This is a genomic window from Alienimonas sp. DA493 (genome assembly GCF_043951915.1).
Lineage (GTDB): Bacteria > Planctomycetota > Planctomycetia > Planctomycetales > Planctomycetaceae > Alienimonas.
In genome coordinates this window covers 1-26,352 of record NZ_JBINJD010000029.1, presented here as the reverse complement: position 1 = coordinate 26,352, position 26,352 = coordinate 1, and the positions used below count along the sequence as shown (strand labels likewise).

General features: G+C 73.5%; 21 protein-coding genes. 10 read left to right on the top strand and 11 right to left on the bottom strand.

All coding sequences use genetic code 11. The annotated features are described in order from the left end of the window. Positions 1-135 precede the first annotated feature (135 nt). From ACG2DA_RS06730 to ACG2DA_RS06720, 3 genes are all read left to right on the top strand, one after another. On the top strand, positions 136-1,176 hold the full coding sequence (locus tag ACG2DA_RS06730) for a DUF1559 domain-containing protein (RefSeq protein ID WP_395254726.1): 1,041 nt from the start codon (positions 136-138) through the stop codon (positions 1,174-1,176). Positions 1,177-1,262: 86 nt separating this feature from the next. Continuing rightward, complete coding sequence (locus tag ACG2DA_RS06725) at positions 1,263-2,360, top strand: hypothetical protein (RefSeq protein ID WP_395254725.1); 1,098 nt, start codon at positions 1,263-1,265, stop codon at positions 2,358-2,360. A gap of 57 nt (positions 2,361-2,417) precedes the next feature. Beyond that, the gene (locus ACG2DA_RS06720; protein WP_395254724.1) at positions 2,418-3,548 is read left to right on the top strand and encodes a hypothetical protein; all 1,131 of its coding nucleotides are present in this window, start codon (positions 2,418-2,420) and stop codon (positions 3,546-3,548) included. Between the two features lie 15 nt (positions 3,549-3,563). Here ACG2DA_RS06720 and ACG2DA_RS06715 read toward each other — a convergent pair whose 3' ends face one another. Next, complete coding sequence (locus ACG2DA_RS06715; protein WP_395254723.1) at positions 3,564-4,961, bottom strand: hypothetical protein; 1,398 nt, start codon at positions 4,959-4,961, stop codon at positions 3,564-3,566. A 203-nt stretch (positions 4,962-5,164) separates the two neighbouring features. Here ACG2DA_RS06715 and ACG2DA_RS06710 point away from each other — a divergent pair, with 203 nt between their 5' ends. From ACG2DA_RS06710 to ACG2DA_RS06680, 7 genes are all read left to right on the top strand, one after another. After that, a complete protein-coding gene (locus ACG2DA_RS06710) occupies positions 5,165-7,456 on the top strand; it encodes an ATP-binding cassette domain-containing protein (RefSeq protein ID WP_395254722.1) in 2,292 nt (763 codons plus the stop codon). Between the two features lie 150 nt (positions 7,457-7,606). Next, a complete protein-coding gene (locus tag ACG2DA_RS06705; RefSeq protein WP_395254721.1) occupies positions 7,607-9,082 on the top strand; it encodes an HlyD family secretion protein in 1,476 nt (491 codons plus the stop codon). Positions 9,083-9,179: 97 nt separating this feature from the next. Then, positions 9,180-11,255 (top strand): TolC family protein, encoded by a 2,076-nt coding sequence (locus ACG2DA_RS06700; protein WP_395254720.1) that lies wholly within the window; start codon positions 9,180-9,182, stop codon positions 11,253-11,255. A 165-nt stretch (positions 11,256-11,420) separates the two neighbouring features. Next, positions 11,421-12,425 carry a metal ABC transporter solute-binding protein, Zn/Mn family gene (locus ACG2DA_RS06695; protein ID WP_395254737.1) on the top strand — a complete coding sequence of 335 codons (1,005 nt, stop codon included), beginning with the start codon at positions 11,421-11,423 and terminating at the stop codon, positions 12,423-12,425. After that, a complete protein-coding gene (locus ACG2DA_RS06690; protein ID WP_395254719.1) occupies positions 12,422-13,231 on the top strand; it encodes a metal ABC transporter ATP-binding protein in 810 nt (269 codons plus the stop codon). The genes ACG2DA_RS06695 and ACG2DA_RS06690 overlap by 4 nt, the downstream gene beginning before the upstream one ends. Continuing rightward, a complete protein-coding gene (locus ACG2DA_RS06685) occupies positions 13,228-14,688 on the top strand; it encodes an iron chelate uptake ABC transporter family permease subunit (RefSeq protein WP_395254718.1) in 1,461 nt (486 codons plus the stop codon). Before ACG2DA_RS06690 ends, ACG2DA_RS06685 begins: the two co-directional genes overlap by 4 nt. Further along, a complete protein-coding gene (locus ACG2DA_RS06680; RefSeq protein WP_395254717.1) occupies positions 14,685-16,019 on the top strand; it encodes a metal ABC transporter permease in 1,335 nt (444 codons plus the stop codon). The genes ACG2DA_RS06685 and ACG2DA_RS06680 overlap by 4 nt, the downstream gene beginning before the upstream one ends. 27 nt (positions 16,020-16,046) lie before the next feature. Here ACG2DA_RS06680 and mntR read toward each other — a convergent pair whose 3' ends face one another. The 10 genes from mntR to ACG2DA_RS06630 form a co-directional block, all read right to left on the bottom strand. After that, entirely contained in the window at positions 16,047-16,496 is a 450-nt protein-coding gene (mntR, locus tag ACG2DA_RS06675) for a manganese-binding transcriptional regulator MntR (RefSeq protein WP_395254716.1), read from the bottom strand. 46 nt (positions 16,497-16,542) lie between these two features. Continuing rightward, positions 16,543-17,037: a hypothetical protein gene (locus ACG2DA_RS06670; RefSeq protein WP_395254715.1), complete on the bottom strand. Its 495-nt coding sequence runs from the start codon at positions 17,035-17,037 to the stop codon at positions 16,543-16,545. Between the two features lie 143 nt (positions 17,038-17,180). Beyond that, entirely contained in the window at positions 17,181-18,029 is an 849-nt protein-coding gene (locus tag ACG2DA_RS06665; RefSeq protein WP_395254714.1) for a DUF1698 domain-containing protein, read from the bottom strand. A 27-nt stretch (positions 18,030-18,056) separates the two neighbouring features. Further along, positions 18,057-19,142, bottom strand: coding sequence for a glycosyltransferase (locus ACG2DA_RS06660; protein WP_395254713.1), 1,086 nt, complete (start codon positions 19,140-19,142; stop codon positions 18,057-18,059). Next, a complete protein-coding gene (locus ACG2DA_RS06655; protein ID WP_395254712.1) occupies positions 19,142-20,254 on the bottom strand; it encodes a glycosyltransferase in 1,113 nt (370 codons plus the stop codon). The genes ACG2DA_RS06660 and ACG2DA_RS06655 overlap by 1 nt, the downstream gene beginning before the upstream one ends. A gap of 23 nt (positions 20,255-20,277) precedes the next feature. After that, positions 20,278-21,396 (bottom strand): glycosyltransferase, encoded by a 1,119-nt coding sequence (locus ACG2DA_RS06650; protein WP_395254711.1) that lies wholly within the window; start codon positions 21,394-21,396, stop codon positions 20,278-20,280. Then, on the bottom strand, positions 21,396-22,592 hold the full coding sequence (locus tag ACG2DA_RS06645) for a glycosyltransferase family 4 protein (RefSeq protein WP_395254710.1): 1,197 nt from the start codon (positions 22,590-22,592) through the stop codon (positions 21,396-21,398). The genes ACG2DA_RS06650 and ACG2DA_RS06645 overlap by 1 nt, the downstream gene beginning before the upstream one ends. After that, on the bottom strand, positions 22,592-23,593 hold the full coding sequence (locus ACG2DA_RS06640) for a zinc-binding dehydrogenase (protein WP_395254709.1): 1,002 nt from the start codon (positions 23,591-23,593) through the stop codon (positions 22,592-22,594). The genes ACG2DA_RS06645 and ACG2DA_RS06640 overlap by 1 nt, the downstream gene beginning before the upstream one ends. Then, positions 23,590-24,759 (bottom strand): NAD-dependent epimerase/dehydratase family protein, encoded by a 1,170-nt coding sequence (locus ACG2DA_RS06635; protein ID WP_395254708.1) that lies wholly within the window; start codon positions 24,757-24,759, stop codon positions 23,590-23,592. The genes ACG2DA_RS06640 and ACG2DA_RS06635 overlap by 4 nt, the downstream gene beginning before the upstream one ends. 55 nt (positions 24,760-24,814) lie before the next feature. Then, positions 24,815-25,948 carry an NAD-dependent epimerase/dehydratase family protein gene (locus ACG2DA_RS06630; RefSeq protein WP_395254707.1) on the bottom strand — a complete coding sequence of 378 codons (1,134 nt, stop codon included), beginning with the start codon at positions 25,946-25,948 and terminating at the stop codon, positions 24,815-24,817. Between the last annotated feature and the right edge of the window lie 404 nt (positions 25,949-26,352).

The window sequence follows — 26,352 nt, the reverse complement described above, 5'->3', positions numbered from 1 at the left end:
ATCTCACCTCGGGCCGCCGCGTCGGCCCCGCCAGCGACCGATCGGCCGTCCGCGCCGGATCAAAGCCAGCGAACGTCCCCGCCGTCCTGTGCTTTTTCGGGCCGCCCGATGCTCCCCGCTTCTCAGCCGCGCCCCGTGCGTTTCGCCGCCCGCCGCGGCTTCACGCTGATCGAACTGCTGGTCGTCATCGCGATCATCGCGATTTTGGTGTCCCTGCTCCTCCCGGCCGTGCAGCAGGCCCGGGAGGCGGCCCGGCGGGCCCAGTGCAAGAACAACCTGAAGCAGGTCGTGCTGGCGATGCACAACTTCCAGAGCGCCCGGGGCAAGTTCCCCTCGGTGGGGGCGGAGATTGGGGATTCGTCCATCAGCACCGGGTTCAGCGCCCAGGCCAAGCTGCTGCCGTACTGCGACAACGCGGCCCTGCACGACCTGATCGACTACCGCGTCGACCTCGGCCGGCCGGACAGCGGGTTCAACGCTCCGAACAGCGAGGCCGCCCGGTTCGCCGTGCCGTTCTTCACCTGTCCCAGCGAAACGGTCCCCGCCAAGAAGGACGTGACCTTCAGCCGCGGGCGGAGCTCCGGCACCTTCGAGTTCGCCGGGCTGAACTATCCGATCAACGTCGGCAGCGGCACCGGGGATTACGTGAGCTACGGCGATCCGACCGACGGCGTCGCCTGGAGCGGCGGGGCGGTCAGCTTTCGGGACGTGCGGGACGGCGCCACCCAGACCGTCGCCTTCGCCGAGACTCTGATGGGGCCGGGACAGGACCGCGACGGGACGCTGGAGCCGCGGGACGCCGTTCGGTACTTCGCCAAGGGCAGCGGGCGGGACCTCGCGGCCATGCAGGCCTTCCGCGACCGGACCCTCACGGAGTCCCCGGAGGAGTTCGTCGCCTCCATCGGCAGTTGGCAGGGCACGCGGGGCTCGGTCTGGATCAGCGGGTTCGGCAGCGGCGGGGCGTCGATCAACGGCTGGTACCCGCCCAACAGCCCCTACCCGGACCTGTCGATCCGGGCGTTTCTCGCCGCCGGGGCCCGCAGCAATCACGTCGGCGGGGTGAACGTGGCGCTGGTCGACGGCAGCGTGCAGTTCCTCTCCGAAAGCGTCGCGCCGGAGCTGAACCAGAACCTGTTCAGCCGCAACGACGGCGAAGTGCTCGACTCGCCGTTCTGAGCCCTCCGCCCCGCGTTCCCCCGGCGTATCGCTCCCGCCGCGAGTTCCCCGTCGCCCTTTCCCGACGCCCCCCGGCGGTCACGACCGTGCCTGATTCGATGATTGAGGAACCGCCCGCCCCGCCGCTGGCCGTCACCCGCTCGACCGCGGACGTGCTGGCCGCGGCCCGGTCCGCGGCGCCGGTCGACCCGGCGGAGGGCCGCCGCATGGGGGCGACGAAGACCCGGGGGCAGAAGCTCGCCGCGGGGGCGATGAAGCTGGTGCGGCGGATCCACCTCTTCAGCGGGATCTTTATGTTCCCGTTCGTGCTGCTGTACGGATTCACCGGCTGGTTTTTCAATCACCCGCGGCTGTTCACCGGCGACGAGGTCCGCACCTTCGCCGCCGCCGAGTTCGAGTCCAGCGAGGCCCGCGCCCTGGCCGAACTGCCCACGCCGGAGGAGACCGCGGACGCGGTGATCGAGGAGCTGAACGTGCAGGGCTTCCTGTTCGGCGGCCCGGAGTTCGCCCGCACCGACGCCCGCCGGCCGACCTACAACCGGGCAATCACGCTCGGCGCCGCGGCGGAGGACGGCACGTCGCACAGCATGCAGATCGACCCGATCCGCGGCTCCGGCGAGGTCCGCACCACGTTGCCGGCCGACCCCGCCGGCGGCGAACCGCCGGCGGACCCGCTGGGAGGCATCGCCTTCGTTCAACTGCGGCCCGGCGCCGACGCCCTGACCGTCGCCGAGGCCGCGGCGCCGGCGGCGTTGGGGGAGCTGGGGCTGGAGACTTCCGGCCCGACGACCGCCGGCCGTCGCACGCCGTCGCTCTCCTTCTCCGCAACCGCGGACGGCGCGCCGATCACCGTGACGTACGCCCTCGGCAGCGGGGCGGTCTCCGCGAAGGCCGACGACGCCGACGCCGGGCCGACCGACTACAAACGGTTCCTCCAACGCCTGCACCTCGCCCGGGGCTATACGCCGCAGAAGGACACGCGGTGGATTTGGGCGGTGGTGGTGGACGCGATGTTCGTCTCGATGGTGTTTTGGGGCGTGTCAGGTCTGTTCATGTGGTGGCAGGTGAAACGCACCCGCACGGTGGGGGCGGCCCTGCTGGTGCTGGCCGTGCTGTTCAGCGCCTACCTCGCCGTGGAGATGCACGCCGAGTTCGCCCTCGCCGGCGGCCGCGGCGGACGGTAATTCCCGGCGCGTCCCGCTGGCGTCTTCAATTCGCTTCTTCTGACCGATTCCTCCGCGATGACGTTCGTCTCCCTGCTCCCCGCGGCGCTGCTGGTCGTCGCCCCTCCCGCCGACGCGGCGCCGCCGGAGGGCGAATCGAACGAGGCGGTCGCCGCGCGGCTCGGGGATGAATTAGCCGCCGCTCTGGAGACGCTGCCGGGGGCGGAGCGGGGCGCGGGCGTGCGGCTGGTGTCGGTGATCAAAGCGGTGCGGCCGCTCGGCTACGGGGCGCCGCGGGCGGGGAGCGACGATTACGGCGCCCGCGGCCGCGGCGGGCAGCGCCGCGGGGGACAGGGCCGTGGGGGGCAGGGCGGCGGCGCCCGCGGGGGACGCGGTGGGGGCTTCGACCCGGTCGCGCGGTTCGCTCAGCTCGACGCCGACGGCGACGGCGCCCTGACCGGCGCCGAACTGAACGACCGGCACCGCCAAAGCGACCTCGCCGCCGACGGCTCGCTCACGAAGGACGAGTTCCTCGCCCTGTTCGAACAGATGCGGACCGGCGGCGGCATGGGCCACGGCGGCGGCCACGGCGGTCACAGCCACGGCGGCGGGAACCGCGGCGGTGGTCACAACCACGGCGGCGGGACGGCCGGCGGCGGGAACCGGGGCGGGGGCAACCGCGGGGGCGGGGGGCCGACGGCGGACCCGTCGGCGGAGGCGGCGTTTCTGGTCGCCCTGGACGCCGACCGCGACCGCGTCCTGACCGCCGCCGAACTGCCCGGGGCGATCGCGGCGGCCCTGCAGGCCGCGGTCGAGGCGGACTTGGCCAAAGACGCGAACGGCGACGGGGCCCTCTCCCTGGAGGAGTACGCCGCCGAACCGGCCGGGGCCGGGCCGGACACCGAGCCCGCCGCGGTCGGCCGGGGGACGCGTCGTCAGTTCAGCCGGGCCGACGCCGACGGCGACGGGGCGCTGTCCGCCGAGGAACTGGAGGCCGCGGCCGCGAACGAGGTGGCGGGCCGGGTTGCGTCGCTCGCCCGCTGCCTGCGGCTGGCGGGCGTGGACGCGAACGGGGACGGCGCCGTCACCCCCGCGGAGTTCAAGGCCGCCGCGGAGGGCGCCGGCCTCGGCGGGGCGGTGGGGGCGTTCGGCGAGGAGCCGGTGCCGCTGGAAGACCTGTCCGCCCTCCTGTCCCGGGCCGCCGGCTGAGCGCCGGCTGGGGCCTCACTCGAACGTCCACTCCACCCGGTCCATCGCCGGGCGGGCGGTCCGGCCGGCCTCGCCGGCCGTGCGGTATTCGAATTGAAAACCCACGCCGGCGGGCAGGGCCGTGAGGTCCAGCGTCGCCGGGGTCTTTTCGATCAACCGCACGAAGCCGGGCTTCTGGCGATAGGTCTCGCGGACCTCCTGCCAGTCGGTCCATTGATCGACGGCGCCGTCGCCGTCGACGTCCACGCCGGCCCGGGCCTGCACGCCGCCGACCCACGGGCCGGGGCTGACGAAGTCCACGTCGGCCCGCTGCTGAATGAGGTAGAACTGCCCCTCGGCGAAGCCGACGGTCGGGTCCGGGTGGCCGTCGCCGAAGGAGCCGCAGAAGTCGAACTTTTTATCCAACGCGTCGCTGGTCCAGCGGCCGACGCGGATGTGCTCCCCGACCGGATCGAAGTCGCAGAACAGGTAGTAGCGGTCGCCGATTTTGATGGCCGTCCAGTCGCCGTAGGCGTTCTGCTCCGGTTCGTGGATCTCGTATTGATACGTGCCGTGGGGGTGGCGGTATTTGCCCGTCTTGCCGGTCGGGTTCGTGCGTTCGTCGACGACGACGTTGGCGTGCTCGAACGGCTGCACGCCGTCCGGGCTGACGGCCCGGCCGGCCAGCGGGGAGTCCCAGGAGTGCGCCTTGGCGTTGATCGGGTCCCAGTTCTCGTAGAACAGGTGGAAGGTCCCGTCCTCCTCGCGGAGCACGCCGGCGTCGGAGCCGTGCGAGGGGTCGTTGAAGGCCATCCCGCGGTCCTCGCCCATCTTGCCGTCGCGGAGATCGCGGTCGACGATCAGGTGCGGGTCCTCGTCGTTGGGGAAGTCGTAATAGATATAGAACGCGCCGTCGACGTACTCGGCGGTCGTCACCCAGCGTTCCCGCTTGCCGCAGACGGGGCCGTGGTGCGTCCAGGTTTTCATATCCTCGCTGTGCCAGGCGTGATAGCCGCCGTCGTCCGGCCCGTTAAAGTCCTTGTGCCGGGCGAGCAGCCAGTAGTCGCCGGGTTGGACGGGGACGAACACCGGGGCGTCGGCCATCTCCGGCGTGCCGACGTTGGGAACCTCCCGCCAGTCGTCCCAGGCGGGGGACTGCGTGAACGTCAGCGTCCCCGGCTTTCTCGGAGATTCGTACGTCTTCAGGGCGCTGGAGAAGCGGCTCTCCGGCGCCGCGGAGGTCGCCAGGCCGTCGGCGAGGGTGACCGCCGTCGCCTCCCCCGCGGCCCGTTCCCACTGCTCCGGCGAGTCGACGACCCAGGCCGCCGGGGCGTCGGCCGGTTTCCCGGCCGGCTCGGCCGCCGGGGCGAGGGCGGCGGCGAGCAGCGTCGCCGGGATCGGGAGGGCGAGGGCGGCGGCGGCGAGACGGAGCATCGTTCTGGGGCGAAGGTCCGGGGCGAACGGCGGAACGCCCGACCCTACCGTTCGGCGGCGGCGTCGTCGCGGGAGGCCGCATCGGGGCCGGGGCCGCATCGGGGTCGGGGCCGCGTCGGGCGGTCGCCCTGTCGCGAAAACGGTTTCGGGTTAGACTTCCGCCCGGCTCGCCCCGTTCCCCGCTGTTCGCCGCCCCCGCCGGAGTGTCCGCCCCGATGTCGGCCGTGTTCGAGGCGACCGCCGTTCCGTCGGAGAGCGAGGCGGAGGAGGATTTCTGGGCGGGCGGTCCGGATGCGGCGTCCGTGGCGTCGGCGAACTGCGGGCAGGCGCTGGCGTCGTTCGCCGAACTGTGCGGCCGGGACTACGACGCCGCGTCGGCCCGGCGGGCCGCCGCCGAGGCGGTGCGGGCGATCCCGGGACGGGCCTCGCGGACCTGGTGGCGCTGGGCGCGGGAGGCGGCCCGGACGCGGGACCTGCCGGTGCGGGTCGTCGACGCTAAGCCGGCGGAGGTCGCCGGGCTGGTCCGCGACGGCGGAGCCGCCATGACGTTCCTCCCGCACGACGCCGACGCCGGCCGAGCAGGGGGCGAGGTGGACGACGACGGCGGCGCTTGGTGGGTCGCCGGGGCCGACGGGAAACGCACGCTGCGGCTCTCCAACGGGAACACGGAGGAGCGGCCCCTGAGGCGGCTGATCGCCGCCGCGGAGTCGGTCGGCCGCGGGGAGGGGCGGGGCGGGACGGTGCGGTGGGTTGTCGCCGGCCGGGCCGGGGCGGACCTCACCCAACGCCTGGAGGCCGGCGGGCATCTCTCGCCCTACGCCACGCTGCGGGCGCTGTTCTGGCCGGAGCGGGGGGACATCCGGGCGATCGCGGTGTTCGCCCTGTTCGTGGCCGTGCTGAACCTCGCCACGCCGATCGCGGTCGAAAGCCTCGTCGGCACGGTGGCGTTCGGGCGGTTGCTCCAGCCGATCATCGTGCTGGCGACGGTGCTGTTCGGCTTCCTTGCCTTCCAGGCGGCGTTGCGGTTGTTGCAGGTCTGGGTGGCGGAACTGATCCAGCGGCGAACCTTCGTGCGGGTCGCCGGGGACCTCGCCCGGCGGCTGCCGCGGGTGACCGCCGACGGCATGGCGGGGCACAGCCCGCCGGAGTTGGTGAACCGCTTCTTCGACGTGGTGACCGTGCAGAAGGTCGCCGCCGGTCTGCTGCTGGACGGGCTGAACCTCGTGCTGGGGGCGATCATCGGGCTGGGGATCCTCGCCTTCTATCACCCCTACCTGCTGGGCTTCGACCTGGTTCTGCTGACGCTGATGACGGTCGTCACCTACATGCTGGGCCGCGGGGCGGTGAAGACGGCGATCTATGAGTCCAAGCAGAAGTACCGGACGGCGGCCTGGCTGGAGGAACTGGCGGCCAACCAGACGGCGTTCCGGCACGGCGACGGGGTCGGGTTCGCCGTCGACCGGGCCGACGGGCTCGCCGCGGATTACCTCAAGGCCCGCCGCAATCACTTCCGGGTGCTGGTCCGGCAGGTGGCCTTCGCGCTGGGGCTCCAGGCGGTCGCGGCGACCGCCCTGCTGAGCCTGGGCGGCTGGCTGGTCATCAACCAGCGGCTCACGCTGGGGCAGCTGGTCGCCGCGGAGCTGATCGTCACGCTGGTGCTCAGCTCCTTCTCGAAGCTCGGCAAGCACCTGGAAGCGTGGTACGACCTCGTCGCCGCCGGCGACAAGCTGGGCGTGCTGTTCGCCCTGCCGACCGAACGCACCGACGGCGCCCTGACCGGCGTCGACCGGCGGGGCGACGCGGCGGGCGCCGAGGACGGACGGGGCGCCGAGGAGCCGATCCTCTGGTTGGAGGACGTGACCGTCCGCGGCGGGGCGCGGTTCAACCTGGAGCTGCGGGTCGGCGAGTGCGTCGGCGTGCTGGCCCCGCCGGGGGCGGGGAAGACGGCGCTGGCCGAGGCGCTGTTCGGCCGCCGGGCCCCGGCCGGCGGGCGGGTCGAAGTGGACGGGTTGGCGCCGGCCGACTACCGACCGGACGCGCTGCGGCGGCGGGTGGCGCTGGCGGGGGCGTCGGCCGGCGGCGGGGCGGAGGTGTTCGCCGGCTCCGTCGCGGAGAACGTGCACCTCGGCCGGCCGGACGTGACCGCCGCCGACGTGCGGGCCGTGCTGAAGCGCGTCGGTCTGGCGGAGCGGGTCGACGCCCTGCCGGGCGGGGTGGACGCGTCGCTGGGGTACGGCGGGGCGCCGCTGGGCGAGATCCACGCCCGCCGGCTGATGCTGGCCCGGGCCCTCGCCGGCCGGCCGCGTCTGTTGGTCATCGACTCGCTGCTGGACGGCTGCGCCTCCGAGACGGCGGCGGAGTTGCTCGCCGCCGCCGCCGGGCCGGTCGGGGGCCGCGGCCACGCCACGCTGGTGCTCACCCGGCGGGCGGAGGTCGCCGCCGCCTGCGACCGGGCGCTCCGCCCGGACGGCTCGCCCGTCGCCGCGGAGCCGTAGGATTTTTCTCTCCGCGGCGAACGTCCCCAACGCACGACATCTGTGTCGCGTATTATGCGGGGCGCCCTGACGTTGAGCGCCCCCTGACGGCGGTACGGCGTTCCCCCGTCTCCCGCCGTCCAGCGTCCGTTTATTCTCGACGGTTCGTTCATGCTCGAAGACCGCACTCATTCCGCCTTCCACCTTGGCGATCCCGATCACCGGGACCGCGCCCTGCCCGGATTGCGGCTGGCCCGCTCCAGCCGGCGGGTGCGGCTGTTCGGCAAGTTCCTGCTGGGCGGGCTGGTCCTGGCCTTCGTGGCGATGCTCATGGCCCCGTGGATCCAGACGGTCGCCGGCAGCGGGTCGGTGGTGGCCTACGACCCGCAGGGCCGTCAGCAGGTCGTGCAGGCCCGGATCGAAGGGGTGATCGAGCGCTGGGCCGAGGGCATCCGCGAGAACGTCCGGGTGGAGGAGGGCGAATTCATCGTGGAGGTGGTCGACGTCGATCCCGAACTGCTCAGCCGGCTCGCCCAGCAGCGGGACCAGGCGGCCAATCAGGTGAACTTGGCCGAGTCCGCCCGGGAGGCGGCCCGGCGGGGCGTTGCCGCCTCGCAGAGCGTTGTGGAGAGCAACCGCAGCCAATTGACGTTCCTTCAGGACGCGCTGCGGGACACCCTCGACGCCTTAGACCGGGAAATCGAGGGCGCCGAACAGAAGGTGCGGGCCGAGGAGCAGGCCCTCGCCAAGGCCCGGGCCGCGCTGGTGCAGGCCGAGGCCGATTACGAGCGACAACTCGAATTGTTCAAGCAGGGCTTCGCGGCGGAGGCGAAGTTCCAGGAGGCGGAGCAGAAGTTTCGCGGGGCCGCCGCGGACGTCGCCAAGCACGAGGCGTACCTCGAGGACGCCAAGCTCGTCGTACAGGCCAAACGGAGCCTCCGCCCCGCCAAGGAGCGGGAGTTGCAGGCCAAGATCGACGAGGTGAAGGCCAAGGTCGAAAAAAGCCTCTCCGACGTCGCCAAGGCCGAAAGCGAACTGCAGAAGGCGGGAGCGGAGGTCGCGAAGGCGGAAACCTACCTGCTGGACGCGGAGTCGAAACTCGCCAAACAGCAAACCCAACGAGTCGTCGCTCCGCAGGCCGGGATCATTACCCAGCTGTTCGCCGACGGCGGCAGCGCCTTGGTGAAGAAGGGCGATCCGCTGTTCGTGCTCGTCCCCGAGGACGCGGACCGGGCCGTGCAGATCTGGCTCGACGGCAACGACGCCCCCTTGGTCACCCCCGGCCGGAAGGTGCGGCTGCAGTTCGAGGGCTGGCCGGCGGTGCAGTTCGCCGGCTGGCCCAGCGTGGCGGTGGGCACCTTCGGCGGGGAAGTCGCCAGCGTCGACGCCGTCGACGACGGTAAGGGCCGGTTCCGCACCCTGGTCGTCCCCGACCCGGACGACGATCCCTGGCCGGACGACCGCTTCCTCCGCCAGGGCGTGCGGGCCAACGGCTGGGTGCTGCTGAACGAGGTCGCCCTCGGCTACGAACTCTGGCGTCGCATGAACGGCTTCCCCCCGGTGCTCACCGACGCCCCCGGCGACGGGGCCGGCGGGAAGGAGGCGAAGGGCGGGATGAAGCCCGTGGATTTGGGCAAGGGGAAGTGACCGGGGGGGCTCGGTAAGGGGGGCGAACGGCGGGCGACCCGGCGTGCGGGGGCGGGCCGGGTGTCGCCGCCCGGCCGTCGCGGCCGAACCGGACGGGGTGAACGCCTTGTCCCCCGCCGCCCGTCGTCTGCACCGCGGGGTCGCCCTGGCCCTGCTGGGAGCCTCCGGCTTCGCCGCCGGCTGCGGCGGCGGGCGGCTGTTCACGACGTACGACGGGGGGAACCCGACCCCGCGACCGGCGCTTGCCGGCCCGGCGGTCCCCGCCGCCGGTCGCGATGCGGTCCGCCCGGCCCTCGCCCAGGCCGACGCGGGCGGGTCCGCCGGCCGCGTCGCCCCCGCCGCCTTCGCCCGACAGGAGTTCGGGGCCGGCGGGACCGCCGCCGGCGAGGCCGCCGCCGACCCCTCCGCTGCGCCCTCCGCCGGGCCGTTGCAGACCGAAACCGGCGACTCCCCGTCGGCCGGTCCGCTGCAGACCGGCGTCGGCGACGCCCCCTCCGCCGGGCCTCTCGAACCGGCGGACCCCGGCGAGGTCGGTCAGGAGCCGGGCGACCTCGGCGCCGCCCCCGGCGCCGGCACGGGCGCCGGCGACGCCGGCGGCGGAGTGAACCGCCCCCGCGGCACGCCGGACCTCGACCCGGACGCCGTCCTGCCGACCCCGCTGCTCGGCGGGCGCCGCCGGGGCGACGCCGGCACTGCCGGCGCCAACCCGCCGGACCTCGACCGTCCCTCGCCCGAGCCCGGGCCGGAGTTGCGGCTCGAAGACGTGACGGCGTCCGTGCTGGCGACCTACCCGGTGTTGGAGGAGACCGCCCTCAATCGGCGGCTGGCCGCCGGACTGGTCGTCGAGGCGGAGGGGGCGTTCGACACCAAGCTCAAAGCGTCGCAGGAGCTCGCCCCGCTGGGGTACTACGAAAACTACCAACACGCCGTCGGCGTCGAGCAGCCGCTGCTGGGCGGGGGCGACGTGTTCGCCGGCTACCGGATCGGGCGCGGCGCCTTCGAGCCGTGGTACAAGGAACGGCAGACGAACGACGGCGGCGAGTTCAAAGCGGGCTTCACCGTCCCGCTGTTGCAGGATCGCCGCATCGACGCCCGGCGGGCCGCCGTGCGGACCGCCGCCCTGGAGCGGGCCGCCGCCGACCCGGCCGTCGCCGCCGCCCAGCTCGACGCGGTGCTGAACGGCTCCGTGGCCTACTGGGACTGGGTGCTGGCCGGGCGGCTGCTCGCCGTCTCCGAGCGGCTGCTGGACCTCTCCCTGGACCGCACCGAGGGGCTGGAGGCCCAGGTGCGGGCCGGCGAGAAGGCCCCGATCACGTTGCAGGACAACGACCGCTTGATCGCCGCCCGCCGCAGCAAGGTGATCGACGCCGAGCGGAAGTTCCGGCAGGCCGCCGCCAAGCTCTCGCTGTACCTCCGCGGCCCCGGGGGCGTCCCGCTGGCGCCGGAGGACGACCTGCTGCCCGGCCGCTTCCCCGACCCCGCCGGTGCCCTCCCGCCGGTGGAGGCGCTGATCTCCGAGGCGCTGTCGCGGCGGCCGGAACTGGCGTCCCTGCGGCTGGCCCGGGACCAGCAGGGCGTCGCCCTCGCCGAGGCCCGCAACGACCTGCTGCCCGAACTGGACGCCGGCCTGATCGTCAGCCAGGACGTGGGCGAACTGAGCAGTTCCAAGGGGGACAAGCAGCCGCTGGAACTGGACACCGCGGTGGTGTTCAGCGTGCCGCTCCAGCGCCGCAAGGCCCGCGGCAAGGCGGCCCAGGTGGAGGCGAAGATCGCCCAGCTGACCGTCAAGCAGCGGTTCGCCGCGGACAAGGCGGCGGTGGAGGTGCAACTGGCGTTCGCCGCCCTGGAGGCCGCCCGCCGGCAGATCGAGCAGGCGGAGATCGGCGTCGAGCTGGCCGAGCGGCTGCGGGAGGCGGAGGTGCGGGCCTTCGAGCTGGGCGAGAGCGACCTGCTGATCCTGAACCTGCGGGAGGCCGCCGCGGCCGCCGCCGCCGAGTCGCTGGCCGCGGCCCGGCACGGCTACTGGATCGCGGTCGCCGAGCTCGCCGCCGCCACCGCCGCCACCGCCGCCACCCCCGCGGCCCGGCCCGAGGAGTTGCTGGAGCCGCCCCCGGCGCCCGCCCCGGCGCCCCAACCGGCCCCGATGCCCGTCCCGCTCCCAGTCGAAGACTGACGTTCCCCCGGCGGCCGCCCGCGGGGCACGCCGGCTCGCGTCCCGGGCTGTCAGGGCTCCCTGCGGCAAGATGGACGGCGCGGCGCTCTGGCCCGGCGATGTAGCCATCGCTACAATGCGCCCGCCGTTCCTGTCCGCCCCCGCTGTCCACACCCGCCGCCGGTGATCGCGTCGTTCCCGCTGTCGTTCCCGATCGCCCCCCTCGCCCTCGCGGCCGTCGTCGCCCTGACGGCGGTCGGGTGCACCGACGCCGCAAGCGGCGACGCGTCCGGCGACCGGGCCGCCGGCGACGGGCCGGTGCGGGCGGTGGCGACGACGGGGATGGTCGCCGACCTCGTGCGGAACGTCGGCGGGGAGCACGTCGAGGTCACGCAGCTGTTCGGCGCCGGCGTCGACCCGCACCTCTATAAACCCACGCGGGACGACGTGCGGCTGCTGGGCTCGGCGGACGTGGTCTTCTACTCCGGTTTATTGCTGGAGGGAAAAATGACCGACGTGCTGGTGCGAATGGCCCGCTCCCGGCCGGTCGTGGCCGTGACGGAGGCGATCGACGAATCTTACCTGCTGGAGCCGGACGACCTCGCCGGGCACGCCGACCCCCACGTCTGGATGGACGTCGCCGCCTGGTCGCAGTGCGTGGGCGTCGTCGCCGCCGCCCTGGCGGAGCACGACCCGGAGCACGCCGCCGACTACGCCGCCAACGCCGCCGCCTATCGACAACGGCTCGCGGAACTGGACGCCTACGGCAAACGGGTGATCGGTTCGATCCCCGAGGGCGGCCGCGTGCTGGTCACCTCGCACGACGCCTTCAACTACATGGGCCGGGCCTACGGGCTGAACGTCCAGGGGGTGCAGGGGATCTCCACGGAGTCCGAAGCCGGGCTGCAGCGGGTCTCCGAACTGGTCGACCTGCTGGTCGAGAAAAACGTGCGGGCGGTGTTCGTGGAGAGCAGCGTGCCCCGCAAAAGCGTGGACTCGCTGGTGGAGGGCGCCCGGGCCCGGGGCCACGAGGTGACCGTCGGCGGAGAGCTGTTCTCCGACGCCACCGGCCCGGCGGGGACGTACGAGGGCACTTATATCGGCATGCTGGACCACAACCTCACGACCGTCGCCCGGGCCCTCGGCGGCGAGGCCCCGGCCGGCGGGTTCGGCGGCGAGCTGTCGGAATGACCGCTCCCGCTGCTCTCCAAAACGGCGCCCCCCCCGGCGGCGGCCCGGCGCCGCTGTCGGTCCGCGATCTGACCGTCGCCTACGACCGCCGACCGGTGATCTGGGACGTGCGGATGGAGGCCCCGGCCGGCTCGCTGGTGGCGATCGTCGGCCCCAACGGCGCCGGCAAGAGCACGTTATTAAAAGCGGCGATGGGCCTGATCCCGCGGGCCTCCGGCCGGGTCGAGTTCTTCGGGCAGCCCTATCGCAAAGTCCGCGGCCGCGTCGGCTACGTGCCGCAGCGGGAGAGCGTCGACTGGGACTTTCCCGTCAACGCGTTAGATGTGGTGACGATGGGGCTGTACCGCGAGATCGGCTGGTGCCTGCCGGTCCGAAAAAAGCACCGGGAGCGGGCCCGGGCGGCGCTGGAGCGGGTGGGCATCGGGGAGCTCGCCGACCGGCAGATCAGCCAGCTCTCCGGCGGCCAACAGCAGCGGACCTTCCTGGCCCGGGCGCTGGTGCAGGACGCGGAGCTGTACCTGATGGACGAACCCTTCGCCGCCGTCGACGCCGCCACGGAGCGGGCCGTCGTCGAATTACTCAACGAGATGAAGGCCCGCGGCCGCACCGTCGTCGCCGTGCACCACGACCTGCAAACGGTGCCGGAGTATTTCGATCACGTCGTGCTGTTAAACATGCGGGTGGTCGCCCAGGGGCCGGTCGCGTCGGTCTTCACCCCGGAGAACCTGCAGAAGACCTACGGCGGACGGCTGACCCTGCTGGACGACGTCGCCGCGACCATGCGACGCCGGGAGGGCTCGCTGTGAGCGCCGGCCGATCCCGCCTCGGGCGCTGGGCGCTGAGCGTCCTGCTCGCGGCGCTGCTCGCCCCGTCGGCGGCGGTCGCGGCGGCGCCGGGGGAACCGATGCGGGGGTCGCTGGCCGGGCGGGCGCCGACGTGGCCGTCGTGGGAGACGGTCCGGCGGGTGATGCTGTTGGAGGACTACAACGTCCGCGTGGTGGTCCTCGGGGCGACGCTGTTGGGCCTGGCCGCGGGGATGGTCGGCAGCTTCACCCTGCTGCGGAAGCGGGCGTTGTTGGGCGACGCCCTCAGCCACGCCGCCCTGCCGGGCATCGCGGCGGCGTTCCTCGCCGCGGCGGCGTGGGGCGGGGAGGGGAAGTCGCTGGCCGTGCTGCTGGCCGGGGCGACCGTCAGCGGGCTGCTGGGGGTCGGCGGGATTCTGCTGCTCGTCCGCGTCACCCGGCTGAAGGAGGACGCCGCCCTGTGCATCGTGCTGAGCGTTTTCTTCGGCGCCGGCGTCGCCCTGCTGAGCGTCGCCCAGCAGACCGGCGGCGGCAACGCGGCCGGGCTGGAGTCCTTCATCTACGGCAAAACCGCCTCCATGGGCCGGGCCGACGTGCAATTTATCGCCGCCGCCGGGGCCCTCTGCGCGGTCGCCTGCCTGGCGCTGTTCAAAGAGTTCAAGCTGCTCTGCTTCGACGACGGCTTCGCCGGGGCGCGGGGCTATCCGGTGGCGGTTTTAGACATGATTTTGATGGCGGCGGTCGTGGTGGTCACGATCGTCGGCCTGCAGGCCGTGGGGCTCATCTTAATGGTCGCCCTGCTAATCACCCCGCCGGCGGCGGCCCGGTTCTGGACGAACCGGCTGGGCCCGATGTTCGCCGTCTCCGCGGCGATCGGGGCGGTCAGCGGCGGGCTGGGGGCGGTGGTCAGCGCCCTGTTCTCCCGGCTGCCGTCCGGGCCGATGATCGTGCTGACCGGGGCGGCGATCTTCCTGCTCAGCCTGGTGTTCGGGGCCTCCCGCGGGGCGCTGGTGCGGGTTCGCAAGCGGCGGGCGCTGAACCGCTCCGTGGACCGCCAACGCCTGCTGTTCGCCCTGTCCGAGGCCGGCGCCGGCGGGGCGGGGGAGGACGAATTGGAACGGAACCTCGACTGGACCGCCGGCCGGTTGGGGCGGGCGCTCCGCCGGGCGTCGGCGGCGGGCCTGCTTGACCGGACCGACGGCCGTGTGCGGCTGACCGAACCGGGCCGGGCCGAGGCCGCCCGCGCGCTCCGCCAGCGCCGGCTCTGGGAGCTGTACCTCGAAACCTACGCCGACGCCGCCCCCGGCCGCGTCGACCGGGCCGCCGACGCGATCGGCGACGTGCTGGAGCCGGAGGTCGTCGCCGAACTGGAGTCCCTCCTCGACGGCGCCGCCTCCCACGCCCCGGACGCGGCGCCGGACCTGACGCCCCAGCCCGGGGCCGCGGGGGCCGGGCGATGAGCAACTGGGACTGGTTCCTCGACGGCTGGATCGTGCTCGCCGGGGCGTTGTGCGCGGCGGCGTCGGCCCTGCTGGGCAACTTCCTCGTGCTCCGCCGGATGACGCTGCTGGGCGACGCGATCACCCACGCCGTGTTGCCCGGGCTGGCGATCGCCTTCTTTCTCAGCGAGTCCCGCAGCAGCCTGCCGATGTTCGTGGGCGCCGTCGTCGCCGGGGCGCTGACGACCGTGTTCACGGAGTGGATCCGCCGTTACGGCCGGGTGGACGAGGGGGCCTCGATGGGGGTGGTGTTCACGTCGTTGTTCGCCCTGGGCCTGGTGATGATCGTGCGGGCGGCGGACCGGGTGGACCTCGACGCGGACTGCGTGCTGTACGGGGCGATCGAACTGACGCCCTACGACCCGATCGCCGTGCTGGGGATCGAAGTCCCGCGGGCCGTCGCGACGCTCGGCGCCGTGACGCTGGTCAACGCGGCGTTCGTGCTGTCGTTCTTCAAGGAGCTGAAGATCAGTTCGTTCGACCCGGCGCTCTCCACGACCGCCGGCTTCCCGGCGGGGGTCATGCACCTGGCCCTGATGGTGTTGGTGGCGGTGACGGCCGTGGCCAGCTTCGAGAGCGTCGGCAGCGTCCTGGTGGTGGCGATGTTCGTCGTCCCGCCGGCCGCGGCGTATCTGCTGACGGACCGGCTGGCCGTGATGGTGGGCCTCAGCGTGCTGCTGGCCGTCCTCTCGGCGGGGCTGGGGCACGTGGCGGCGTTGGAGGTCCCCGGCTGGTTCGGCCTCCGCAGCGCCACGACGGCGGGCATGATGGCCGTCGCCGCGGGGGCGCTGCTGGTTCTCTGCCTGATCTTCAGCCCCCGCCACGGCCTGCTGACGCGGGCCTGGCGGCGGCGGCGGCTCTCCCGCCGCGTGGTCGCCGACGACGTGCTGGCGCTGCTCTACCGCCTGCGGGAGCGGGCGGACGAAGGGGAGGAGCCCGGCCCCGCCGACCCCCGCACGCTGCGGAAGATCCTGGGGGCGAGCCGGGTCGCGTTCCCCCGCACGCTTCGGGATCTGCGGCGGCGGCGGCTGATCCGAAAGACCGCCGCCGGCGTGACGCTCACCCCCGCGGGGGCGGAGCTCGCCGGCGGGGTGGTGCGGTCCCACCGGCTGTGGGAGGAGTACCTCGCCACCCACGCCGACCGGCCCCCGGAGGAGGTCCACGCGACCGCCCACCGGCTGGAGCACTTCACCGACCGCCGCCTGCGGGACGCCCTCGACGCCGCCACCGACGCCCCCGCCACCGACCCCCACGGCGCCCCGATCCCGCCGGAGCCGCCTTCGTCGCGGTAACGCTCCGCGACCCGTCGGGGGCCCGCGTCAGGCGTCCGGCTTCGCCGCCGTGAAACCCCGCATCGCGGCCAGGGTTTCCGGGCTGACGTGGTGTTCGATGCCCTCCGCGTCGACCTGGGCGACGGCCTCCGGCACGCCGAGGGCGAGCAGGAACCGCAGGACCGCGGCGTGCCGATCGCGGCAGGCCGCGGCCAGTTCGGCCCCGGCCGGGGTGAGGGTGATGGGCGCCCGGGGCGTGGTCTCCGCGAGGCCGTCCCGCACCAGCCGGCCGACGGTGCGGGTGACGGTTACGTGGCTGACGGAGAACCGCTCCGCCAGGTGCGACACCCGGCATTCCCCGCGTTTGCTGATGAGTTCGGCGATCGCCTCGACGTAGTCCTCCGCGACCTCCGTGGCGTGATCCTTCCGCGTCCGCCGATGGCGGTGCGGCGCCGCCCCCGGCGGGCGCGGCGGGGCGGGGGCGGGGCGCTCGGACATCCCCGAGAATCTACCGGCCGAACCCCCGTCGCTCCCGTAGTCGCGGCTACGTCCTCCCCGCGGCCGTCACGGACGAGGGGCCGCGTCCCGCCCCTCCCGGGCGGGCGGGCGGGCGGACGCCCTCGCATTCGACGACGGGACCCTCGCGGCCGAGCAGGTCTCGCACCTCCCCGATCACGGCGTCGGGGTCGGCCCGTTCCGACAGGTCCACCAGCGCCCATCGGAGGTTGTCGGCGTCGGCGTCCCCCTCCGGCAGCCTGTCGAGCGCCGCGTAGGCGACGGCCTGCACGAACCACTCTTCCTGGGCGTTCTCGTTCCAGCCGGGCTTCACCTGCGGGGTCTCCGACCAGGTGCCGTGGGCGTCCCGCCAGATCACCTTCGAACCGTTCGGGTCCCGGTAGTAGCGGAACCCGACGATGTGGTGCGTCAACTCGTGCACGAGACGGTGATGCGCCGGCGTGATGCCCAGGCGGTCCGCGTGAACGACGTCGTCCGGGATCGGGCCGCAACCGCTGGTTTTGCCGTCGCGGTAGCGGGTCATCACGACGCCCGTCCGGGCGTCGTACGACAGTTCGCACGAGGGCCAGCGAAACGTCCTCGAACGGGGCTCTGCGCGATCCGGGGCGTCTGTCTCACAGGAGGCGTCGTTCGGGAACACCTGCGATCGCTCCTTTCCGAGGGAAATCAGTCTTGAAGGGGCGCCGCTGCGGCGGGGAGGGCTCCCACGGCGGCCCGGAGTTCGGCGCGACGCCGGGCGTCCCGCTCTCCTTCGTCGGTCCGTCGGCGGCAGACGAACACCTCCTGATCGGGGATTTCGGCGTCGATTTCAAACCCGGCCGTACGCAGCATCGCCCGGCAGGCGGGGGCGTCGGCCAGGAACCAGTTGGTCGGATCGTCTTCGAATCGGTCCTCGATCAACGCCAGCGTCGGCCAGCCGGGGGTCCGCAGGGCCGGGCGCTCGTGGAGGCGGACGTTGTCCGGATCCGCCGCCCCCCCACGCGGCCCCTCCCCGCCGGGCAGGGTCAGCGTTTGGAACAGGAGCGTTCCGCCGGGGGCCGTCCGTTCCGCCAACAGATCCAGCGCCAACAAAGGGTATCGCAAATGGTACAGGACGCCCATAAACCACACCAATTCGAAGCGTTCCGGCTCGCCGGGGGCGACGCGCGACAGATCGTACACGCTGCCGGGGCGGAAGGTCGGCGGGTTCGGCAGGGCGAGCCGTTCGGCGGCCCAGCGGGCCTGCTCCAGATAGCGGGGGTCGTGGTCGATGCCCAGCACGGTCGCCCCCCGCTTCGCCAGTTCGAAGCTGTAGAAGCCCGCGTTGCAGCCGACGTCCAGCGCTCGCACGCCGGTGAGGTCCTCCGGCACGTGCCGGGCGATCGCCTCCCATTTGAAGCGGGGAAAATCGCCCAGCGGGTGGTCCGGGGCCGTCTGCAACGGCTTCCCGTCGGCCCCGGGCAGCGTGAGGTTATGGAACCACGGGCCGGCCGGGGCTTCCGGCGGGAGGTGCGCGGCGGAGGACTGGAGCGTCATGAAGAAAACGGGCGCGGCAGGAAGCGGTCAGCGGGACGGGCCGGCGGGCGGCGCCGGCCGCTCCGACAGGTGAGCGACGAGTTCGGCGGCCCGACGCTCGGCGGTGTGTTCGGCGAGGACCCGGCGGCGGGCCGCGGCGCCGATCGCGGCGCGTTCCTCCTCCGACACCTCCGTCAGCCAGCGCCGCACGTCGGCGGGGGAATCGGCGATGAGGATCTCCTCCCCGGGCGTCAGCAGTTCGTCCAGGCCGGCCCAGCGGTCGGAGATGACCGGCGTGCCGCAGGCGGCGGCCTCGAACAGCCGCACGCTGGGGGCGTAGCCGGCCGCGATCATGTCCGCCCGGGTGACGTTCAGCGTGAACCGCTGGCGGTTGTAGAACCGGGCGTGCTCGGCGGGCGGCAGGTGGTCGGTCCGGTCCACGTTCGCCGGCCAGTCGATCGACTCCGGGTACTGCGGGCCGGCGACGGCGAAGCGGCGCTCCGGCAAGGCGCGGGCGGTTTCGATCAGGAAGCGATCCACCGTCGGCTGGCGGTCCGCCGACCAGGTGCCCAGATAGCCGAGGTCCAGATCCCGCGGCACGCCGTCGTCGGGACGGTAGAGGTCGGGATCGACGCTGCAATACAGCGGCCGGGCCGCGGGGGAGCCGAATTCCCGCTCCAACCGCGTCAGCGTCGGCCCGCCGGTGAAGGACAGATAGACGTCGTACTTCGGGATCAGCGCCGGGGCGAGGTACTCGTGATCGCCCGCGGCCAGCTTGGCCAGCGTCACGGGGGTATCGATGTCGTAGAAGGCGGTCGTTCCGCCGGCGGTTTCGGTCGCCCACTCCCCGATCGCCACGCCGTCCGGCACGTAGCTGCCGACGACGACCGCGTCCGCGTCCCGCACGTCCGCGGCGAACCGCTCCCGGGCCTCGCCGACCGAGCCGTACAGCGCCAGTTCGCAAAACGGCGGGTCCGGCAGATCGCGGTGGCTCGCGTACCAGGGCACGTCCCGCTCCGCGAACAGGACGGAGTGCCCCGCCGCGTGCAGGGCCTTCGTCAGCGCCCGGAAGGTGGTCGCGTGGCCGTTGCCCCAACTGGAGGTGATCGACAGGCCGAAGACGACGATGCGCATTACCGATCCCCCGTTCCGCGGCGGGCGAGTTCCCCCGTCAACAACTCCTCCACCCGCACGGCGCGGCGGTCGTAGGTGTGCTCGGCGAGCACCCGCCGCAGCGCCGCCTCGCCGATCTCCCGGGACCGCTGCGGGGTCAGCGAGCGCAGGTGTTCCGCAACCGCCTCGCCGCTGTCGGCGACGAGGACTTCGCGGTCCGGTTCGAGGAACAGTTCGATCCCCTCCCAGGCGTCGGTGACGAGGCAGGCGGAGGCCCCCGCGGCCTCGAACACCCGCGTCGCCGGGCTGTAGCCGGTGGCCGCCATGCTCTCGCGGGAGACGTTCAGCACCGCCAACGGCGTGCGGTTCAGGGCGTTGTGGTCGTTGGTGGACACGTGGCCCAGCGGCGCGACGTTCGGCGGCAGGTCGATCCCCTCCTCCCAGCCGCTGCCGCCCAGCAGGAAGCGGCGCTCCGGCAGGGCCCGGGCGGCGTTCAGGAAGAACTCCGCGACCCGGGCCTCGCGGTCCGGCAGGCGGTTGCCGAGGAACGTGAGGTCCGCCGCGAACCGCGGGTCCGGCGGCGCCGGGTGGTGGGTGCTGGGATCGAGGGCGTTGTAGATCGGCTCGCAGCGGCGGGCGCCGAGGGCCTCGTAGGCCCGCACCACCGGCGGGCCGCCGCCGTAGGTGAACACGGCGTCGTACCGCGGGATCTGCCGGCCGAACGGGTCCGGCCCCTCCGCGGAGCCCTCCCGCCCCCGAACGCGGGCGAGGGTCGCGGGGGCGTCGACGTCCCAGAAGATCCGCAGCGTCCGCGGCCCGCCCAATTCCGGCACGGCGGCTTCGAGCAGTTCGTCGAACACCCCCACCCCGCTGGCCTTCACGATCACGTCCGCCGACGCCGCGGCGTCCAACTGCCGCCGCACGTCGTCCTCGCCGTCGGCCGAATACACCACGACCGTCGCCCAGGGCGGGTCCGGCATGTCCCGGCGCTGCTGCCGGCCGAAGGCGTCCGGCTCGTAGAACGTCACCCGGTGCCCGCGCTCGGCGAGCGCCCGGATGATGCCGCGGTAATACGTCGCCGCCCCGTTCCAGTAGGCTGAAACGAGCGACGACCCGAAGAACGCGACGTTCAATCCGGCGTGATTTGTGGAGCGCGTCACAGTCCGCCGGTCCCCAGTTCGTCGAGAATCGTCAGCAGTTCGTCCGCCCGATGCCCGCAGGTGTGCCGGGCGAGGATCGTTTCGCGGCCGTGTTCGCGGAGGTTCGCGGCGAGGGCGTCGTCCTCCAGCACGGCCCGCAGGTGGCGTTGCATCTCCTCGCCGTCCCGGGCGAGGAGGTAGTCCCGGCCCGGCCTGAACAGGCCCTCGGCGTCCTCCCACGGGCTGCACACCAGGGGCAGGCCGCAGGCCAGCGCCTCGAACGGCCGGATGGTGGGCACGCCCGGCAGCGCCTCGACGTATGGCCGGCGGGGCACGTGCACCGTCGCCCGGGCCTGGGCGAAGGCGGCGGGGACGCGGTGGTTCGGCAGCCAGCCGGCGTACTCGGCGCCGGCCTCGGCGAGGGCCTCGCGGGCCGCGGCGGGATAGCGGACGCCGTGCACCCGGGCGGACAGCCCCAGCCGGCCGATCGGTTCGAGCAGGAACTCCCGCAGTTCGGCGGTGCGTTCCCCGTCGCCCCAGTTGCCGACCCACACCAGATCGCGTTCCGGTTCCGTCGGCTCGGCGGGCGGGTTGAACAGCGTCGTGTCGGCGGCCTCGTGCCAGGTCCAGGCCCGGTCCGTCCAGCCGTTCCGCAGGTAAAGTTCGCGGATCACCTCCCCGAACGCCAGCACGCCGTCGTAGCCGGACAGGTCGAATTTCCGCATCGCTTCCGGGGCGGAGGCGGCCCGGTGGTGCGTGTCGTGGAACAGCAGGCGAAACCCGCCGCGCTCCCGCCGCCGCTTGCCGAGGCGGGCGACGAACTCCGGGGCGTTCCACTCGTGCACCAGGACCGCGTCCGCCCGGTCCAGCACGGCGTCCAGCGGCTCGCCGTCGAACCGCCGGGCCTCCGGGTCGTAGAACTTCGCCGGCAGGTCCGGGAAGACCTCGCGGTACTCGCTGAGCGGGGCGAGGCCGTGGTCGGTCAGCAGATTTTGCAGGCTCCAGCCGTCGCTCGGCTCGAACGTCTCGACCGCGTGGCCGCGGGCGTGCAGCGCCCGGGCCACGCCCCGCAGAAAGTGGGCGTTGCCGTGGTTCCAGTCGGACGCCACGGAGTGCGTGAACACGACGAGCCGCATCAGGCGACCCCCGCCGGTTCGCGGCTCGGTGCGGGCGCCTGATTGACCGTCCGGCCGACCGCCCGCGGCGGCCGGAGGGGTTCGGTTCCGTCGGACGGTCCGTCCGTCAGCGTGCGGTAGGCCGCGAGGTAGGCGTCGGTCATGGCGGTCCGGGTGAGGCGGGCGGCCCGGCGGGCGGCCCGGGCGGCGAGGTCGCGGCGGGCGGCGGGGTCGCGGATCAGGCGGTTCAGCGTGCGGGCCAGCGCCTCTCGATCGTCCGGCGGCACGAACGCGGCGGCGTCGCCCCACACCTCCCGCAGACTGGCGCAGTCCCCCAGCACGAGCGGGCACCCGCCGCGGGCGGCCTCCAGCGGGGTCAGCCCGAACGGTTCGTACTTCGCCGGCAGGCAGTACAGCCCGGCGATGGCGTACTGGGCGGCGATCTCGTCGGAGGACAGACGGCCGAGGAACCGCACGCCCGCCGGCGGGGTCGCCTCGCCGTCCGGCGCCGGCAACCCGGCGAGCCGCACCGGCCAGTCCAGCCGCTCCGCGACCGCCCCGAGTGCCGCCACGTTCTTCCCCTCGTCCCAGTACCGTCCGGCGGAGAAGACGAACGGCTCGCGATCGGCGTCGGCCGGAGCTTCGGACGTCCGCACCTCCGGCGCCGCGCCCAGCCCGTTTGTCAGCACGGTCGAGGCCGCGAACGGGCCGAAGCGGGCTTTCAGTTCGTCCAGCATCCACGCGGTCGGGGCGGCGACGAGGTCCGCCCCCGCCAGCCCCGCCCGCACCGCGCGGCGGTAGCCGTCCCACTCCGGCCCGGCGTCGCTTCCCCGGACCGCGGCGTGCCAGCTCAGCACGTCGCTGTGGCCGACGACGAGCGTCGGAACCCGGCGGCCGCCGGCGCGAAAGTCGAGGGCCCCGTGGGAGAACTCGTTGAGGTGCACCACGTCCGGCGCCGTCGCCTCGCACAGTCGGAGCAGCGTCTCGCCGAACGCCCGCACCTCCGCGGCGGCGTCGGGCATCCATTCCAGTTTGAAGTTCGTCGGGCGGAGCGCGACCCGGGGGAGTGCCGCGACCGCCGCCCGCTGATCGTCGGTCGGCAGGCCGCCGGAGGTCGCCAGCGCGACGGCGTGGCCCCGCTCGCTAAGCCCGCGGCAGAGTTCGACCGCCTGCGTCCAGACCCCGCCACAGGTGTCGGCCGTCATGAGCACGCGCATCACCGGCCCCCGTCGTTGGGGGCGGCAGCGATGGGGGCGGGGCCGAAGTCCAGCCAGCCCTTCAGGAAGCCGTCCGGGCGGTCCCGCAGGGCGGCGAAGGCGTCGGCGATGTCCGCGAAGGCGAACCGGTGGGTCAGCAGCGGCGCCGGGTCGAGCACGCCCTCGGCGACCAGCGCCGCGGCCCGTTCCATCCCCTGGACATAGAGCGCGGGGTCCCGCTCGTGGGCGTTCACCACGTCGATGCCCCGCCAGTTCCAGCTTTGCAGGTTGATCGTCCGCAGGCCGTCCTGGTGAAAGCCGGCGATCACCAGCCGGCCGCGGACGCGGACCAGTTCGGCGGCCACGTCCAGCGGCCCCTGCAGGCCGGTGCATTCGAGGACGACGTCCGCCCCCTCCGGCCCGATGAGTTCGCGGACCGCGGCGATCGTCGGCTGCGCCTCGCGGAGCGGGACGACGTGCGTCGCCCCCTGACCCTTGGCGATTTCGAGCGAGAAGTCCCGCCGACTCACGGCGACGACCTCCGCCCCGGCGTCCGTCGCCAGCCGGACGAGGGCGGCGCCCAGAAAGCCGACGCCGACCACCACGACCTTCGCCCCGCGCTCCACGCCGGAGCGGGCGAAGACGTTCGCCGCACAGGCGAGCGGCTCGGCGGGAAAGGGCCGCCGGGGGCCGAGATCGTCGGCGGGCAGCAGCGTCGTCTGGTCGGCGGGGGCGACGTCGTACTCCGCGTACGCCGCCTCGGAGAGGAAGCCGACGCGGTCGCCGACCGCCCGGTCGACGACGCCCGGGCCGATCGCGTCGATCACGCCCCAGCCCTCGTGCCCGGGGCTGCCGGGGGGCCGGGGGTAATCGAACCAGTCGCGGCCCTCGAACACCGGAAGGTTCGAATGGCAGACGCCGCATCCTTCCAGCCGCACGCGCACCTCGCCGGCGGCGGGATCGGGCGTGGGGACGTCGGCGTGTTCGATCCTGCCGGGGGAGGAGATGACGGCCGCCCTCACGACGCCGCCCCGGCCGGCACGGCGGTCGCCGCGGGAACGTGGGCGGCCGCGTCGGGACGCCGGGCGGTCGCCGCGGTCCGCGGCGGGGCTTCGGCGGCGGGGCGACGGTCCGTTTCCACGTGCTCGCCCAGCCAGCGGTACAGGTCGGCCAGGCCGTCCCGCCATTCGACGCGCGGCGCCCACCCGAGGGCCTCCCGCAACGCCGTCGTATCGGAGACGTACCACCGTTGGTCGCCGGTCCGCCAGGCGTCGGCGGCGGTCGGCGTCTCCTCGCCGGCCAGGTCGCCCAGCCGCGCGACGACCTGCCGCAGACTGACGGCGTTCGCCGGTCCCCCGCCGACGTTGAACGCCCGCCCGGCGGTCCGCTCCGGCTCGTCCAGCGCCGCCCTCATCGCCCGGGCCAGGTCGGAGACGTGGAGCAGGTCCCGCACCTGCCGTCCGTCGCCGTAGAAGGTGATCGTCTCCCCCCGCAGTGCCGTGCGGGCGAAATGGGCGACCCACCCCTGATCCTCCGTGCCGAACTGGTGGGGGCCGTAGATGCAGCTCATGCGGAACACGGTCGCCGGCAGCCCGTAGGTGCGGGCGTAGTCCAGCACGTACTGGTCGGCGGCCCCCTTGCTGCACCCGTAGGGGCTGTGGAAGTCGAGCGGCTGTCCCTCGCTGACCCCGCGTCGGGCGAGGTCCGGGTCGGCCGGGCGGTAGCGGTCCCCCTCCCGCCGGGTTTCGACCCCGCCGAGGTCGCCGTAGACCTTGTTCGTGCTGGTGAACAGCAGCGGCACGGCCCGGCCGCGGTCCTGCTCGGCCCGCACGGCCTCCAGCACGTTCAGGGTGCCGCGGGCGTTGGTTTCGAAATCGGCGACCGGGCCGGTGAGGCTCGTGGTCACCGCGACCTGGGCGGCGAAGTGATAGACCCTGCGGCACCCGCGGACGGCCGAGCGGACGGCCTCGGCGTCCCGCACGTCGGCCCGGACGAACTCCAGCCCGGACCCGTACGTCCGACGCAACCAGCGGAGGTTCTGCTCCACGCCCGGCCGGGACAGGTCGTCCAGGACCCGCACGGGCGCGCCCGCCGCGAGGAACGCCTCCGCGACGTTGCACCCCACGAACCCGGCCCCGCCGGTCAGCAAAACCGGCCCGTCGGCGGCGAGGGAAGTGCGATCAATCATCAGAGGGGCGATTCACGGAGGGGCAATGCAATGGGGGACGCGTCGGCGGGATCGATTAAACGACCAGACCTCGGGCTTCCAACTGCCCGCGGGCGTGGTCGACGCGGTCCTCCGCGGTTTGCCCCCGGAGCCACTCGGCCAGTTCCCGCAGCCCCTCGCCGAACTCCGTCGACGGCTCGAAGCCCAGAGTTTCGCGGGCGGCGGAGATGTCCGCGAAACAGTGGCGAATGTCCCCCACCCGGTAGCGGCGGGAAACCTCCGGCGCCAGATCGGTGCGGCCGAGGATCTCGGCGAGGGCGGCGGCGATCTGGTTGATCGTGACGCTCCGCCCGCTGCCGACGTTCAGCACGGCGCCCGGGCAGTCCGGCGCCTGCTCGCTGGCCAGCCGGCAGGCGGCGGCGACGTCGTGCACGGACACGAAGTCCCGCCGCTGCTCCCCGTCTTCGAAAATCACCGGCGGGCGGCCGGAGAGCAGCCGCGAGGCGAAGATCGCCAGCACGCCCGTGTACGGGTTCGACAGGGCCTGCCGCGGGCCGTAGACGTTGAAGAACCGCAGGGCGACCGTCGGGATGTCGTAGGCCGCCCCGAGGATCAGCCCGAGCCGCTCCTGGTCATATTTCGAGAGGGCGTAGACGCTGGTCGCCTCCGTGGGGGTGCGTTCGTCCGTCGGGATCGGCGTGAGCGGGCGGCCGTCCGCGTCGTGCAGTTCCCACTCCCCGGCCCGCAGTTGCTCGACCGACCGCGGCGACGCCTGGGCCGGTCGCCCGTCCGCGGTCCGCACGGCGCCTTCGCCGTAGACGCTCATGCTGCTGGCGACCACGAGCGACTCGACCGGGCGCTCGATCAGCGCCTCCATCAGCACGGCCGTGCCGAGGTTGTTCACCTCGGTGTAGCGGGCGACCTCGTACATGCTCTGCCCGACGCCCACCGCCGCGGCGAGGTGCACCACGCGATCGCAGTCCTTCAGGGCCTCGTCCACGGCGGCCCGATCGCGGACGTCGCCGACGCGGAGTTCGACGCGGTCGTCCAGGTAGTCCGGCCGGCGCCGCCGCTCGGCGGCCCCCTCGCCGTGCACCTGCGGGTCGAGATTGTCGAGGACCCGGACTTCCTGCCCCTCCGCCAACAACTGGTCGCAGAGGTGGGACCCGATGAACCCGCCCCCCCCGGTGATCAACGTGCGGACTGGCAAGGGGGGGCTCCTCGGGGAAGTAGCGAATCGAACGACGACGGCCGCAGCAGCAGACGCCGAACGAGAAGGCTAGCCCCCGGGAGAGGATTCAGAGCAGGGGGTATCACGTGCGGTCGATAGGGGGGAGCACCGTGCCGCTCGCCTGCGCCGCCATGGTGGATCAGCGGACCGACCTGCGGCCCGTCGGCGTCGCGGTCGGGCGGGGGCCTGATGCCGATCGGGCCGGTTCCGCCGGCTGGCCTGCGCCGGCCTCCTGCCCGGCCGCGTTCTCCGCGACCGTTCCTCACAGGCGTTAGGCCAGCAGGTCCCGGATCACCTCGCCGCCGAACTGGCTGAGCTGCTTGTGGCGGCCGGCGTGGAAATAGGTCAGGCGGTTGTCGTCCAAGCCCAGCAGGTGCAGCAGG

Excerpts from the sequence above, each read along its gene's own strand:
- ACG2DA_RS06720 (WP_395254724.1), top strand. The coding sequence starts at position 2,418 with ATGACGTTCGTCTCCCTGCTCCCCGCGGCGCTGCTGGTCGTCGCCCCT.
- ACG2DA_RS06715 (WP_395254723.1), bottom strand. The coding sequence starts at position 4,961 with ATGCTCCGTCTCGCCGCCGCCGCCCTCGCCCTCCCGATCCCGGCGACG.
- ACG2DA_RS06705 (WP_395254721.1), top strand. The coding sequence starts at position 7,607 with ATGCTCGAAGACCGCACTCATTCCGCCTTCCACCTTGGCGATCCCGAT.
- ACG2DA_RS06690 (WP_395254719.1), top strand. The coding sequence starts at position 12,422 with ATGACCGCTCCCGCTGCTCTCCAAAACGGCGCCCCCCCCGGCGGCGGC.
- ACG2DA_RS06680 (WP_395254717.1), top strand. The coding sequence starts at position 14,685 with ATGAGCAACTGGGACTGGTTCCTCGACGGCTGGATCGTGCTCGCCGGG.
- mntR (WP_395254716.1), bottom strand. The coding sequence starts at position 16,496 with ATGTCCGAGCGCCCCGCCCCCGCCCCGCCGCGCCCGCCGGGGGCGGCG.
- ACG2DA_RS06670 (WP_395254715.1), bottom strand. The coding sequence starts at position 17,037 with ATGACCCGCTACCGCGACGGCAAAACCAGCGGTTGCGGCCCGATCCCG.
- ACG2DA_RS06665 (WP_395254714.1), bottom strand. The coding sequence starts at position 18,029 with ATGACGCTCCAGTCCTCCGCCGCGCACCTCCCGCCGGAAGCCCCGGCC.
- ACG2DA_RS06660 (WP_395254713.1), bottom strand. The coding sequence starts at position 19,142 with ATGCGCATCGTCGTCTTCGGCCTGTCGATCACCTCCAGTTGGGGCAAC.
- ACG2DA_RS06650 (WP_395254711.1), bottom strand. The coding sequence starts at position 21,396 with ATGCGGCTCGTCGTGTTCACGCACTCCGTGGCGTCCGACTGGAACCAC.
- ACG2DA_RS06645 (WP_395254710.1), bottom strand. The coding sequence starts at position 22,592 with ATGCGCGTGCTCATGACGGCCGACACCTGTGGCGGGGTCTGGACGCAG.
- ACG2DA_RS06635 (WP_395254708.1), bottom strand. The coding sequence starts at position 24,759 with ATGATTGATCGCACTTCCCTCGCCGCCGACGGGCCGGTTTTGCTGACC.